Here is a 13,332-nt window from a genome sequence, read left to right as displayed (position 1 = left end):
GCGACCTTTAATCAAAGTTCATGCTGGTGCTACACTCCGCGTGTGTCCCGCCCGAACCCCTGGAGTACCCTGCTGCTGCTCTTGGCCGCAGCCCTGCTCGGTTACGCCGCCTACCAGGGTCTTCAGGGACTGATGGCCGCCGGCGCCCTTCTGATGGCCGCCGTCACCATGAACCGCAGCGGCGCGCTGCGCTGGAGCGCCCTGGCCGCCTACTCGGTCGCGTTCGTCGTGTCACTGACACTGCCCGGCTCGTCGGTCACGCCGCTCGACCTGCTGGGCGCGCTGCTGGTGCTGGGCGCCACCGGGTACATGATCCTGCGCGAGCAGGGCGTCGTGCGGGAACTCGCGTGGCAACGCAACACCATCACGGCCCTGCGCGCCGGCAGCGAACGCCTCGCCGAGGCCCGCGACGCCGACGCCATCATCCGCGCCGGCATCGGCATCCTGGACAAGTTGCAGGTCGCGCCGAACCTCGCCTTCGTCGCCTACCGCCAGGGCACCCCGCACATCCTGGCCGCCAAGGGCGCCTTCGAACCGTTCCTGGAACGCCCCATCCACCCCAGCGACAACGACAGCCGCAGCGTCCAGGCCGACCACTGGGTGGCCGAGGAAGCCCTGGCGCTCCTGAAGAAACCCCAGCGGCAGAGCTACCACGTCGCCCCGGTGTACGGCCGCGCCTCCACGCACCTGGGCGTCCTGATCCTCACCCGCAACGACGGCAGCGCCTACGACGAGGTCGAGAAGAGTGTCGTGGCGTCCTTCGCGCGGATTCTGGGCGCGCAGCTCGGCCAGTGGAACGCCATCCGCGACCTGCGCGACGCGAACGACCTGACCCTGCGGTCGCTGGGCGCCGCACTCGAACGCCGCGACGACGACACGGGCGGCCACACCACCCGCGTGGTCAGCATGAGCGTGCGCCTCGCGCGGCGTCTCGGCTGGGACGAGGATCAGGTCAAGGCGCTGCGCTGGGGCGCGTACCTGCACGACCTGGGTAAGCTCGCCATTCCCGACAGCGTGCTGCACAAACGCGGCCCCCTGGACCCGGACGAGCGCAAGGTCATCCAGACGCACACCACCATCGGGTACGACATGCTGCAGGACCTGCACTTCCTGCCCGCCGAGACCCTGGACCTCGTGCGGTACCACCACGAACGCTGGGACGGCACCGGCTACCCCAGCGGCCTGCGCGGCCCCACCATCCCCGACACGGCCCGCCTGTTCACGATCATCGACGTGTTCGACGCCCTGACGAACGCCCGCCCGTACAAACCCGCCTGGACCCGCGAACGCGCCGTGAACGAGATCCGCATGCAGGCCAGCCGTCAGTTCGACCCGCAGTACGTGGACGCCTTCCTGCGCATGATGGCCGAACACGACGACGCCCACCTCGTGCTGTAAGCCCGGCAGGCGTCGAAAGTCAACGGTCGATGGTCGATAGAGCGGGCCTTCCCTCTGTCGACCATCGACTTTCAACCATCAACCCTTATACGGATTCCGTTTGTTTCGCCAACAATCCGGAACTTCACCGGATTGCCGGCTCCACGTCCGGAACCCGTTTCTCTCTTACTCGCATCCGCTCGGATTGAACGGGCTTTGCAGCCCATTCAATCCGAGTCCGTATTACAGGTTCAGGTCGGCCCGTGTGGGGGCGTACGCGCCGGCGTGGGCGCAGGCGGCGGCGGCGGCGGCCAGTCCGACGCGCAGGTGCTCGCTCCACAGGGCTTCGGGGCGTTCGGCGGCGCTGACCAGCAGGCCCGCGCACAGGGCGTCCCCGGCGCCCACGGTATCCACGACCTGCACAGGCGCGGCGGGCAGGTTCGCCTGTCCGGCCGCGTGGTACAGGGTCGCTCCCTGCGCGCCGCGCGTGACGATGATGGGCGCCTGGGCGTTCAGGCCGCGCAGGCGGCGCAGCACGTCCGCCTCGCTGACGCCGGGGAAGAAGAACGCGAGGTCCTCGTCACTGAATTTCATCAGGTCCGCGCGGCGGGCGACCGCCTCGAATACCTTCGGGTAGTCCGGGTGGCGGTGCGTGATGCGGGCGTTCGGGTCGAAGCTGATCTTCACGCCGGCCGCGCGGGCCGTCTCGATCAGGCCCAGCAGCGTGTCCGCCAGCGGCCAGCGCGCCAGGCTGATGCCGCCCACGTGCAGCCAGCGGGCCTCGCGCAGCCACCCGGCGGGCAGGCGCGTCGGGTCGAAGTGCAGGTCGGCGCTGTTCTCACCCAGGAAGCGGTACGCGGGCGGGTTGGCGCTGTACACCACCGCCAGCAGCGTCGGGGCGGGCACGCGCTGCATGAACCGCAGGTCCAGCCCGGCCTCCACGGACGCGCGGATCAGGTCGTCCCCGAAGTTGTCCTGCCCGACCGCTCCGGCAAAGGCGCTGGGCACCCCCAGCGACGCGCAGGCCCGCGCGACGTTCCAGGCCGCGCCGCCCGGATGGGCGTGCCAGGCGTTCCCCCCGGCGGTCACGAGGTCAGTCAGGGCTTCCCCGGCACTCACGATGAACGGTAGTTGCATTCCCCCAAATCTACCGTGCCGCGCAGACGGCCGGGCCGGGTCGCGCACACAGGTGGCCGCTGTCCGGTCATGGGGAGGGGCCGACCTGATCACGGTCTGATCACGGCCCGTGCCGAAGATGAATGCAGGCGAGGTTCAGTGCAACTTCCGGGGGGGAGTCAACGGCCTGAACCCGCCCCCCACCGCGCACCACGCACGTTCACCCAGGAGGAACCAGCATGAAGGACGAGGTCACCATCTCCACAGCCGCCACACCCGCAGCGCCCGCCCCGGCAACCGCCATGACCCGCGTCACCCACGACCTGAAAGGCCTTACCCGCGACGTGGAAGCCCTGCGCGGCGACCTGCGCGCCCTGGCCGACACCCCACACCTGGAGGAACTGCTGCGCCTGATTCCCCGGCCCGGCTGGACCACGCCCGCCGAACTGGAGCTCGTCCGGTCGGGCGTGGCGCAACTGAGCAGTCAGGTGAAGCTGTTGCGGGTCGCCCAGGACGACCTGCTGCGCGGTGCCCAGATGGTCGGGCGCACCTGATACGGATTTCGTCTGTTTCGCTGACAACCCGGAACATCACCGGATTGCCAGCTCCACGCCCGGAACCCGTTTCTCTCCCACTCTGCAGGGCAGCTCTACGAGTCGCATCCGCTCGGATTGAACGGTCTTTGCAGCCCGTTCAACCAGACTCCGTATGACACGGCTGCACCGGATCCTGCCCGTCCACCTGCACCCTCCGCCCCGACCATCCATGGTCACGCGCCACCCAGGAGAACCCACCATGCCCCAGCGCACCCAGTCTGCCCGGCCGTCCCTGTCCACCGCTCCGCTGTCCCGCCGCCCACTGCCTCGCCGCACCTGGGGCGCGCTGATGGGAGCGTCGCTGCTGCTGGCCTCGTGCGGCGGCCCCGCCGGAACGCCCGCTCCGACCACGCCCACCGCCACGACCATGCAACTGAACGGCACGCGCGTCCTCAGCCCCACGCAGGTGCAGTTCGGGGTGACGCCCCTGAGCGGCACGCAGGCCGCCACCGGCACGCTCAGCAACCCGTCCGTGACGTTCAGTACCGCCGGCGTGAGCGGCACGGTCAGCGTGTGCGGGCAGGTCAGCGTGCAGAACACCGTGACGGCCGCCGTCACCCTCGACGCGACCGGCAGCATGCGCAGCACCGACCCGGACGGGAAACGCCGCGCGGCCGCCAAGGCCTTCGTGGCGCGCATGACCGGCGGCAGTCAGGCGGCCGTGCTGTCCTTCGAGGCCACCAGTACGCCGTCGGCCGGCATGCTCGGCAGTGTGCTGCACCAGGACCTGACCGCCGATCAGACGGCGCTGAACACCGCCATCGACAGCGCCACGTACGCCAGTGGCGGCACCAACTTCTACGACGCGGTCGTGGACGCCGTGAAGGTCGCCAGCCGCGCCGGACGGCCCAACCCCATCGTGCTGGCCCTCACGGACGGCATCGACAACAGCAGCAGCAACTCGCCGGACGACGCCATCGCCGCCGCGAAGGCCGCCGGTGTGCCCGTGTACGCCATCGGCCTGGACGCCACGGGCAGCCTCGACTTCACCGAGATGGAACGCATCGCCAGCGAGACCGGCGGCCTGTTCCGCAGCAACGTCGCCGCCGGGGATCTCGACGCGTACTTCTCGCAGCTGTACAACGCCTTCACCGCGCAGGGCTGCCTGGAACTGAACCTCGCCGCAGCCCCCGCCCCCGGCACGACCGTCGCCGGAACCCTGTCCGTGGACGTCACCGACTACGGCAAGGCCACCTCACGCCTGAGCGTTCCGTTCAGTTACGCCGTCCGGGACACCATCGCGCCCAAGTAACGACACCTGTGCAGCGGGCAGCGGTTTCCTTCACGGGAGGCCGCCGCCCGCTGCGGGGACAGGCAGGCGGTACAGGATGACGGTCAGGCCGAACACCTCGCGCTGCCCGCAGCGTTCAAACCCGAACGAGTCGTACAGGTGGTGCAGGGCGGGCCGCGCAGCGTCGGTATCCAGTTTCAGCCAGGGACGCCCGGCCAGGGCGGTCACGCGCGCCGCCTCGCGCAGCAGCGTGTGCGCCAGCCCCTGCCCCTGCGCAGACGGATGCACGGCCAGTTTGTGCAGGTACAGCGCCTCGCCCGGCGGATCGTCCGGCCAGAAGGGCGGGTCGCTGGTCAGCAGGCAGAAGCACCCGACGGCCTCGCGGGTCGCCGCTGCGCCGGTCCAGGCGACGTGCCATCCGCCGGGCGGGTCGTGCCGTTGCAGGTGCTGCGGCGTGAGCCTGTCGGGCGGCCAGAGCGTGTGCCCGCGCGCCTGCAACTGCGTGGCGGTGGCCTGGAGCACGGCACTGGCGGCCTGCACGTTCCCGGTGGTGAAGGACAGGGGGGCGTGGGTGGGCGTCATCCCGTGAAGTCTGGGGCAGGTTCGATCCCGGTGGCCCACAGGTCCGCGCCGCGCCGCTGCAACTGCACGCGTGGCAGCGGGAGCAGCGCCTTGCCGAACACGGCCTCGCCGGAGCGCAGCGGATCGAACACGCTGTAATGGCAGCGGCAGCCCAGTTGCGGGTGCTGCTCCTCGCGCGGCGGACGGTAATTGAACGCGAAGGCCAGGATCTCCGGGTCGCGCACCAGGTTCACGTTGCAGCCCAGGTGCGTGCAGACCCGCGAGTAAGCGATCAGGAACGACCCGCCGTCCGGCAGCGCCCCCGGCACGTCCTGCGGGACGCGCAGCACCGTGCAGGGCCGCCCGGCGAAGGTGAAGGTCTGCTCGGCCCACTCGCCGCTCAGGTCGCTCAGGGCCGCCACGCGCTGCGGGGTCGCAGGCCGGAAGTCGGGTGCGCCTGCCGTGCGTTTCCCGGTCGTGACGCGCGTGGCGTACCAGCCCATATATCCGAACGTGCCGGCCGTGCCCGCCACCGGCAGCAGCCACCAGCGTTCCAGCAGCGCGCGGCGGGTCAGGCGGCGGGCCGGGGTCCTGTCACCCGGCACGTTCAGCGGCTCCCGGTGTCCTGCCAGCTTTCCAGCAGGTCCAGCAGGGCGTTCAGGTCGTCCGTCTTCAGGTCCGGGTAGGCGGGCATGGCGCCCTGGCCCTGCACGATCACCTGCCGCGCGGCCTCGCGGGTCAGGGCCGAGTCGCGCAGGCTGGGGCCGATACCGCCGCCGCCGCTGGGGCCGTGGCAGCTGGCGCAGCTGGCGGCGTACACGCGCAGCGCGGGGTCGCTGTCGTTCTGGCGGGCGCGGATGGCGGTGATCAGGTCGTCTGCGTCGCGGCCACTGGGGTCCAGGGTGCGGTAGCGTTCCAGCGCCGCCAGCGCCTGATCGTCCTGCCCGAAACGGGCCAGTGCGAAGCCCAGCAGCAGCTGCGATTCCGGTTCGTCCGGCGCGAGTTGCGCGCCCGTGCGGATCAGCAGCGCGGCCCGCTGCGCGTCCTCGGCACTCAGGGTCTCGCCGGTCTGCTCGCCGCGCGTGAGGAGCAGGATGCCCAGCCGGCGCAGCGCCTCGGGTTGCCGGGGGTCGAGCTTCAGGGCGTTCCCGTACGCCGTGACCGCCTGATCGTACCGGGAGGAATCGAAGGCCGCCTTGCCCCACGCGAGGTAATCGGCGGCCGCGCCGGTCCGCTCGGCCTGCGCTTTCAGGCCCGGCAGGCGCAGTGTGGCCTGCACGTTCGCGGCCTCGGCCGGTTGCAGGGACGCCAGCTGCCAGCGCGGCACGAAGGTCACGGCGCCCACGGCAGTCAGGAGGAAGGCGGCGGCCAGCGCCCCGAGGGCCAGGGTGCGGGTGCGCGGCGCGGGGCGCGGGCGGGGCGGCAGGGCGTCCAGGGCGCGCAGGGTCAGCGCGGCGCGGCGTTCCAGGTCCGGACGGCGGCGCTGCGACTCGTCGGTGTCGGGCAGCGCGGCCAGTTCCGCGTACAGCGCGTCGCGGTCCTGCTCCAGCCGGGCGCGCGGTTCGGCGTCCGGGTCGCTGGGCTGACCGGACCGCAGGGGTTCCAGCACCAGCCATAGCGTGACCCCCACGACCAGCAGCAGAAGCAGCAGGCTCACGGCGGTCACGCCGGGCCTCCGTCCGTGGGGCCGCCGGGCGCGCGGGTGTCGGTGCCGGCGCGGGTGTCACGGCGCACCTGTTCCAGGAACGGATCGAACGGTTCGTCCGGCAGGCCCGTCACGGGAGCGCTGCTCGGCGCGCGCCGCAGGAACGACCACAGGACCGCCCCGCCCAGCGCCAGCGCCAGCAGGGGCGCGCCCCACAGCAGCAGGCCCTTGCCGGTCCGGGGCGGGTCGAGCAGCACGAAGTTCCCGTAGCGCTGCGCGAAGAACACGTAGATGTCCCCGTCGGTGCGTCCGGCGGCGACCTGTTCGCGCACGGACTCGCGCATCTTCACGCTGATGTCGCTGCGGGAGTCCGCGATGGACTCGCCGGTGTCGCACAGCGGGCAGCGCAGGTTCTTCTGGATGGCGACCGCGCGCTGCTCCTGCGCGGGCGTCAGGGTCGGCGCCCCGGTCTGCTGGGCTCCGGTCTGCTGGGCGCCGGTCTGTTGTGCTGCTCCCCGTCCGGTCAGCAGGGTCAGCAGGCACAACAGGGCGACCAGCACGCCGCGCACCGGGGACAGGGGTGAGGTGGTCATGACCGTCACAGGGCGGGCACGCCGATCTTCTCCAGGCCGACGTTCAGGCGCTCGCGCGTCAGGCCGCCCCGGTCCATGTGCTGCACCACACCCTCGGCATCGATGAACACCGTCTCCGGAATGCCGCTCACGCCGTACTCGACGCCGGTGTCGATGCGGGGGTCTTTCAGGTTCGGGTACGCCAGCGCGTACTCGCGGATAAAGTCCCGCGCGCTCTGCTCGTTCGTCTCCTGAAACAGGATGCCCACGACCGCCAGTCCGTCGCCGCTGCCCTGCCGGGCGCTCAGTTCGCGGAACATCGGCGCTTCCTCGCGGCACGGGCCGCACCATGACGCCCAGAAGTTCAGCACGACCGGACGGCCCCGCAGGCCCTCCAGGCTGACCGGCACGCCGTCCAGGCTTTCCAGGGTGAAGGCCGGGGCGGGCTTGCCGATCAGGGGGCCGCCGGTCGTGGCGTTGCGCGCGGGTTGCAGCAGCGCGGCGCCCAGCCCGGCGACCAGCGCCGCCGCGATCAGCGGGGGCAGGAACCGCCGCCAGGCGGGCGCGGCAGGAGGCGGGGTGGAGGGCTGGGCCGGGGGAGGAGTGTGGGTCATGGAAGTCCTTTTCGGTCTGGCGGGTCGTCACGGGCATTCAGGCGGGGGCCGCCAGGGCAGGGGAGGGGCCGGGACGTGGAGGGGAGTGCCGGGATTCAGTCGGTCGCGGGGGCCAGTCCGGACGGCGCGCGGACGGCCGCCCGGCGCGGCGAGATCAGCGTGAACGACGCGCCCACGCAGACGATCAGCGTGCCCCACCAGATCCACGACACCAGCGGCGACTCGATCAGGCGCACGCTGGCCCACTGGCCCTGCGGGTCCACGCTGGTCATCACGACGTACGTGTCACCCAGCGGGCCGTAACGCACGGCGGGCGACGGGAAGGCCGTGTCGCCGCCCTGCGTGTACGTGTTCAGCCGCGCCTGGAAGGGCCGGCCGTCGATCTGCACGGTCGCCACGTCGGCCGCGCCGTCGCTGCGGCGCACCGTGCGCAGGTCCGTCAGTTGCAACTGCTCGTTCAGCAGGCGCACCGGCGCGGCGTTCAGGTTCAGGGTCACCTGCGCGTCCCGGCGGTACGTGCCGCTGAACGCCAGCCCCAGCGCCAGCACGATCAGGCCCACGTGCGCCAGGTACGCGCCGTAGCGGCGCGGTTGCGCGCCCAGCGCCGCGCCCAGACTGCCGGCCTGCCGGGCGGCGCGGGCGGTCAGCAGCGTCAGGCCGACCACGTTGTACGCCGAGAGGGCCAGGGTCGCCAGCACCCCGGCGTGCCGCACGCCCAGCCCGAACGCCACGGCGGCCGTGACCGCGCCACTCAGCAGCAGCGGCGTCAGCGCGCGGCGCAGGCTCTGGCCGTCCGCGCGGCGCCACGGCAGCAGCGGACCCACGCCCATCAGGGCCAGCAGGCCCAGCCCCAGCGGAATGGCGAAGGCGTTGTAGAAGGCCGGGCCGACGCTGGAATCCCGGCGGCCCTGCACGGCCTCCACGAAAGTGGGAAACAGCGTGCCGACCAGCACCATCACCGAGAACACCACGAACAGCCAGTTGCCAGCCAGGAACGCGCCCTCGCGGCTCAGCGGGGCGGGCGGGTCCGCGTCGTCCCGCAGCGCCGGGGCGCGCCACGCGGCCAGCAGCGTGCCAGCCAGCAGCAGGAACGCCAGGAAGCCCAGGAACACCGGCCCGACCGGCCCGCCCGCGAAGGCGTGCACGCTCTGCACGATGCCGCTGCGGTTCAGGAAGGTGCCCAGCACGGTGCTGGAGTACGCCAGCACGATCAGCCACACGTTCCACGAGCGCATCAGGCCCCGGCGTTCCTGAATCTGGATGGAATGCAGGAACGCGGTGGTCAGCAGCCACGGAATCAGGCTGGCGTTCTCGACCGGGTCCCACGCCCAGTACCCGCCCCAGCCGAGCGTCTCGTAACTCCACCAGCCGCCCGCCACGATCGCGGCGGTCAGGAACGCCCAGGCGATCAGCGTCCAGCGGCGCGTGACGACCACCCAGTGGTCCGACAGGCGGCCCGTCACGAGCGCCGCGACCGCGTACGCGAACGGCACGCTCAGGCCCACGAAGCCCAGGTACAGCAGGACCGGGTGCACCGCCATCATCCAGTGGTTCTGCAGGGCGGGGTTCGGGCCGCGCCCGTCGAGCGGCACGGTCGCCACCGGCGTGAACGGCGAGGCGACCGTGGCGACCACGCCCACGAAGAACAGCAGGCTCACGAACATCGCACCCAGCGCCCAGGGCCGCAGCGCATCGCGGCGCAGCGTGAGGCTCAGAATGAACGTGAAGCCGCCCAGCAGCCACGCCCACAGCAGGATGCTGCCCTCCAGCGCCCCCCACAGGGCCGTCACCTTCACCCAGGTCGGGGAGGCCCGCATGGAATGCTCGGCCACGAACCGCACCGTGAAATCGTCACGCAGCAGCGCCGTCATCAGGACCAGCAGGCCCAGGGTCAGCAACGCGAACACCGCCCAGGTGGCGCGGCGGGCCGCCTCGGTCACGCGGGCGTCGCCGCGCAGGCCGCCCAGCACCGACAGCAGCAGCCCCGCCACGCTGAAGGCCAGCGCGCCCAGCAGGCTCAGCTGCCCCAGCGCGCCCAGCGGACTGGAGGAGAACGAGATCAGGTTCAGCGGATTCACAACGGGTTACCTCTCTGGTGGGGCCGCGCGGGACGGCAGGCCCGGCCCGCGTGGGTGGGCCGGCGATCCGGCGGGGTCGGACAGGGGCGGCGTCAGACTTACTCGGTGGTGTTCAGCAGGTCCTTGAGCTCCGCCTGCGTTTTCGGGACGTTGTACTCCTCGGAGTGCTTGACGACCAGATCCGACGCCTGGAAGGTCCCGTCCTGGAACTCGCCGCGCACGACCACGCCCTGGTTCTCCTTGAACAGGTCGCTGACCGCCCCCTGGTACTGCACCGGGAAGCTGGCCCCGCCGTCCGAGACGACGAAGCGCAGGTTCAGGGACTGCGGGTCGTACTGCACGTCCCGGACCAGCCCGCCGATACGGATGGCGCGGCCCTGCAACTGCGCCTGCTGCTGCCGGTACTCGGTGGGCGTCACGAAGTACTCCAGCGAGCGGTTCAGGTTCCCGAAGGCGATGAAGCCCGTCAGGCCCACCAGGGCCGCCACGCCCAGCACGGTCGGCCAGGGACTGCGCCGGCGCCGGCGCGCCTGCCCCAGCGGGGTGGGGGGCGGCGGGAAGGAGGAGGGGTCGCTCACTGCGGCGCTCCGTCGGCGGGCTCGTCACGCAGGGCGCGCAGTCGCCACCACATCCACCCCAGGTACCCGAACAGCAGCGCGAAGGTCACGACGTACACGATCACGACGTAGGCGGTGTACTTATCCACGGGCCACCTCCGCGCGGGGCTGCGCCGCGCCCAGTTCGTTCATCAGTTCGCGTTCCTCACGGGCTTCCTCGCGGGCGGCCATAACGCCCCGCACGCGCAGCAGCAGCGCGTACAGCAGCGTGAACGCCCCCAGCGAGATGAACAGCGTCGGCAGGTACACCGGCGCGGCGTCCCAGCGGATGCCGTCCAGCAGCTTCAGCGTCTGCGTCTGGTGAACGCCGCGCCACCACTCGACCGCCATGTAGTTCACGGGCACGTACAGCGTCCCCACGATGCCCACCACCGCCGATACCCGCGCCCGGCGTTCCGGATCGTCGATCAGCGTGCGGATCAGCAGGTACCCGCCGTACACCACGAGGCTCAGCGCGGTGGTCGTCAGGCGGGCGTCCCACACCCAGTACGTGCCCCAGGTCGGTTTGGCCCACAGCATCCCGCCCACGATGGTCACCACCGTGAACAGCACCCCGATCTCCGCGCTGGCCATCGCCAGCCGGTCCCAGCGCCGCTGACGCCGGATCAGGTACAGCAGCCCGAACAGGCCCGTCCCGCCGTACGCGAGGTAACTCAGCCACGCGCTGGGCACGTGCACGAACATCAGCCGCACCAGCGACCCCTGATTGATGTCCAGCGGCGCACTCAGCCCCAGCCCGACCGCGACCAGCAGCGTAACCGCAGTCGCGCCGCCCAGCAGTGTTGTCGTGAGGTCTCTTTTCATGTCGCTCCCCATTCTGAACCCCGGACGTGAGTCAGGACCGTGACGGTCGCCGCGCCGGGCAGTCCATACCGAATGCCCGCAGCATCCCGCCCAGACGCCCCGCCGGGCAAGTGCGAGTGTCCCCGCGCGGCGCAGAGCGGCGCGGCCGGAACCCCCGCACAGGGGCTCCGGCCGCGCCGCCAGGCACTCGCCGTTACTGCTTGACGATCCGGTCCACGGCCGCCTTGCCGGTGTACGTGGTCGGGGCGTTCAGGTACCCCTTGAGCACCACGCGCCAGTTCCCCGCGACGGGCCTGGGAATGCTGACCGCCTCACCCGTGCTGGCCCCCTGGGCGCTGGACCCCACCAGTTGCCCGGCCGGGTTGTAGACCTCCAGGTCCAGGTCGAAGGCGGGGTTGCCCCACTCGGTCGAGACGCGCAGGACGCTGGCGCCCGAGGGCACGTTCAGGGTGTAGCTGTCCTGGGCGTTCTGCACGCAGTTCACGGTGGGGGCACACACGGCGGTCTGCACGGTGCCGCTCCAGCCGGGCAGCGCGGTGGTCTGCACCGTGAAGCGGCTGGGGTTCAGCTTGGCTGCCTCGCGCACCGCGGCGTCGGCGTTCACGTACCCGTACCCGACCTCCCACTCCTCGCGCTGCTTCACGACCACCTGGGCGGGATCGAAGCCGTTCGTGGCGGTCGCCACGTAGTACATGTTGCGGCTGGTCTTGCTGAAGATCTTCATGACGCCGTCCAGGTTCAGTTTCGGGTTGGCTTCCAGCATCAGCGCCACCACGCCGCTGATGTGGGGGGTCGCCATGCTGGTCCCGCTGATGCTGGAGTACCGGGGGTTGTCGGTGTCGGGCACCGTGGTCGCGGCCAGACCCGTCAGGGCGCGCGCGGCGCTGATCTTCACGCCGGGAGCGGTGATGTCGGGGTGTACCAGCGTGTCGCCGGGCCGGCCACGCGAGCTGAAGTCCGCCAGGTAGCCCTTCTTGTCGCCGGCGGCCACGCTGATCACGCAGGGGCTGGCCGAGTAGGGGTTCAGGGTGTTGGCGTCCGGGCCCTCGTTCCCGGCGGCGAACACGACCACCATCCCGGCCTCGTAGGCGCGTTTGGAGGCGATGCTGATCGGGTTGTACGGCGCGAACTCGCCGCTGCTGCCCCACGAGTTGCTGATCACGCGGACGTTGTAGGTCTCGCGCACCTCGGGTTTCATCAGGTAGTCGAAGCCCTGCAGCGCGTACAGGATGCTCAGGCCGTCGCCGGCGCCCACGCCCACCAGGGTCGCGCCGGGCGCCACGCCGCGCCGCATCCGGCTGCCGGCCGAGGCCTCGCCGCTGCCGCCGATGGTGCTGGCCACGTGCGTCCCGTGCCCGCTGCTGGTGTCGGTGTTCGGCAGGTCCACGAACAGGTACCCGCCGGCCGGCGTGTCGGTGATCGGCCCCACCAGCTTGACGTTCTTGGCGGTGTGCGCCAGGTCCGGGTGGGTGGCGTCCACGCCCGAATCGATGATGCCCACGCCGATGCCCTTACCGGTCACGCCGTAGGAACTCTGGGCGGTGTCGGCCCCGATGAACTTCACGCTCTCGGCCAGCTTGTACTGCAGCGGCGCGTCCTGGTAGATCGAGGCGAGGCCCGGCAGGTTCGCCTGGAGGGTCTCGACCAGGGCGGGCGTGATCAGGGTCCTGAGCGCCACGATGGGCAGGTGTTCGAACGCACCCAGGCCGCTGCCCAGGTCCACGTCCAGCGTGGAGTCCATCCAGGTGATGGCGCGGCCCTTGCTGGTGTCGTCCAGGAAGGTCAGCAGCAGGGTGCCGGTCTCGCCGTACCGCAGCGAACCGTCCACCTGAACGCCCGTCGGTTCCTGGGCGTACAGGGCGCTGCACGCCGACAGTGTGGGCGTGCCCTGCGCCGTCAGGCCCTGCGGCGCCGCCGCCTGCAGGGAAGACTGCGGGGTGCTCTGACCGCACGCGGCGAGAAGGACCGTCAGACCCAGACCAATCGTGGACACTTTCTTCATCGTGAGCTCCTTGGTGTTACGTGGGGTGGAACCGGTGAGGCGTACCGTCATTGAAGCAGGCGCGCCTCAAAAAAATCGCAAACACCCCCGTCCGGGTCGGTCGCCGCCCCGGCACGGCC

At 71.2% G+C, this 13,332-nt stretch carries 14 protein-coding genes; 3 read left to right on the top strand and 11 right to left on the bottom strand.

Annotation, left to right across the window (positions count from 1 at the left end; translation table 11 throughout):
* Window positions 1–42: 42 nt before the first annotated feature.
* Complete coding sequence (locus BXU09_RS01590; protein ID WP_342446806.1) at window positions 43–1,398, top strand: HD-GYP domain-containing protein; 1,356 nt, start codon at window positions 43–45, stop codon at window positions 1,396–1,398.
* Window positions 1,399–1,620: 222 nt separating this feature from the next.
* Here BXU09_RS01590 and BXU09_RS01585 read toward each other — a convergent pair whose 3' ends face one another.
* Window positions 1,621–2,514 (bottom strand): carbohydrate kinase, encoded by an 894-nt coding sequence (locus BXU09_RS01585; protein WP_078300137.1) that lies wholly within the window; start codon window positions 2,512–2,514, stop codon window positions 1,621–1,623.
* A 218-nt stretch (window positions 2,515–2,732) separates the two neighbouring features.
* Between BXU09_RS01585 and BXU09_RS01580 the strand changes: the two genes are divergently transcribed.
* Complete coding sequence (locus tag BXU09_RS01580) at window positions 2,733–3,047, top strand: hypothetical protein (RefSeq protein ID WP_078300135.1); 315 nt, start codon at window positions 2,733–2,735, stop codon at window positions 3,045–3,047.
* Window positions 3,048–3,288: 241 nt separating this feature from the next.
* A complete protein-coding gene (locus BXU09_RS01575) occupies window positions 3,289–4,341 on the top strand; it encodes a vWA domain-containing protein (protein WP_078300133.1) in 1,053 nt (350 codons plus the stop codon).
* 30 nt (window positions 4,342–4,371) lie between these two features.
* Here the strand turns inward: BXU09_RS01575 and BXU09_RS01570 are convergent, their stop codons facing one another.
* The 10 genes from BXU09_RS01570 to BXU09_RS01525 form a co-directional block, all read right to left on the bottom strand.
* Window positions 4,372–4,902 (bottom strand): GNAT family N-acetyltransferase, encoded by a 531-nt coding sequence (locus BXU09_RS01570; protein WP_078300131.1) that lies wholly within the window; start codon window positions 4,900–4,902, stop codon window positions 4,372–4,374.
* Window positions 4,899–5,486 (bottom strand): ubiquinol-cytochrome c reductase iron-sulfur subunit, encoded by a 588-nt coding sequence (locus BXU09_RS01565; protein ID WP_240500917.1) that lies wholly within the window; start codon window positions 5,484–5,486, stop codon window positions 4,899–4,901. Before BXU09_RS01565 ends, BXU09_RS01570 begins: the two co-directional genes overlap by 4 nt.
* A gap of 2 nt (window positions 5,487–5,488) precedes the next feature.
* Window positions 5,489–6,547, bottom strand: a complete 1,059-nt coding sequence (locus BXU09_RS01560; RefSeq protein WP_240500915.1) for a c-type cytochrome — start codon at window positions 6,545–6,547, stop codon at window positions 5,489–5,491.
* The gene (locus BXU09_RS01555) at window positions 6,544–7,119 is read right to left on the bottom strand and encodes a cytochrome c-type biogenesis protein (RefSeq protein ID WP_078304558.1); all 576 of its coding nucleotides are present in this window, start codon (window positions 7,117–7,119) and stop codon (window positions 6,544–6,546) included. The genes BXU09_RS01560 and BXU09_RS01555 overlap by 4 nt, the downstream gene beginning before the upstream one ends.
* A 5-nt stretch (window positions 7,120–7,124) precedes the next feature.
* Window positions 7,125–7,712, bottom strand: a complete 588-nt coding sequence (locus BXU09_RS01550; RefSeq protein ID WP_078300130.1) for a TlpA disulfide reductase family protein — start codon at window positions 7,710–7,712, stop codon at window positions 7,125–7,127.
* Window positions 7,713–7,807: 95 nt separating this feature from the next.
* On the bottom strand, window positions 7,808–9,790 hold the full coding sequence (locus BXU09_RS01545; RefSeq protein ID WP_240500912.1) for a heme lyase CcmF/NrfE family subunit: 1,983 nt from the start codon (window positions 9,788–9,790) through the stop codon (window positions 7,808–7,810).
* A gap of 98 nt (window positions 9,791–9,888) precedes the next feature.
* A complete protein-coding gene (gene ccmE / locus BXU09_RS01540; protein WP_078300129.1) occupies window positions 9,889–10,368 on the bottom strand; it encodes a cytochrome c maturation protein CcmE in 480 nt (159 codons plus the stop codon).
* Window positions 10,365–10,496 (bottom strand): heme exporter protein CcmD, encoded by a 132-nt coding sequence (gene ccmD, locus BXU09_RS01535; protein WP_078300128.1) that lies wholly within the window; start codon window positions 10,494–10,496, stop codon window positions 10,365–10,367. The genes ccmE and ccmD overlap by 4 nt, the downstream gene beginning before the upstream one ends.
* Complete coding sequence (gene ccsA / locus BXU09_RS01530) at window positions 10,489–11,211, bottom strand: cytochrome c biogenesis protein CcsA (RefSeq protein ID WP_078304554.1); 723 nt, start codon at window positions 11,209–11,211, stop codon at window positions 10,489–10,491. The genes ccmD and ccsA overlap by 8 nt, the downstream gene beginning before the upstream one ends.
* A 193-nt stretch (window positions 11,212–11,404) precedes the next feature.
* Complete coding sequence (locus tag BXU09_RS01525; RefSeq protein ID WP_078300126.1) at window positions 11,405–13,213, bottom strand: S8 family serine peptidase; 1,809 nt, start codon at window positions 13,211–13,213, stop codon at window positions 11,405–11,407.
* Between the last annotated feature and the right edge of the window lie 119 nt (window positions 13,214–13,332).

This window comes from Deinococcus sp. LM3 (assembly GCF_002017875.1).
Taxonomy (GTDB): domain Bacteria; phylum Deinococcota; class Deinococci; order Deinococcales; family Deinococcaceae; genus Deinococcus.
The sequence above is the reverse complement of the archived record's forward strand: the minus strand, read 5'-3'. Positions and strand labels throughout refer to the sequence as shown.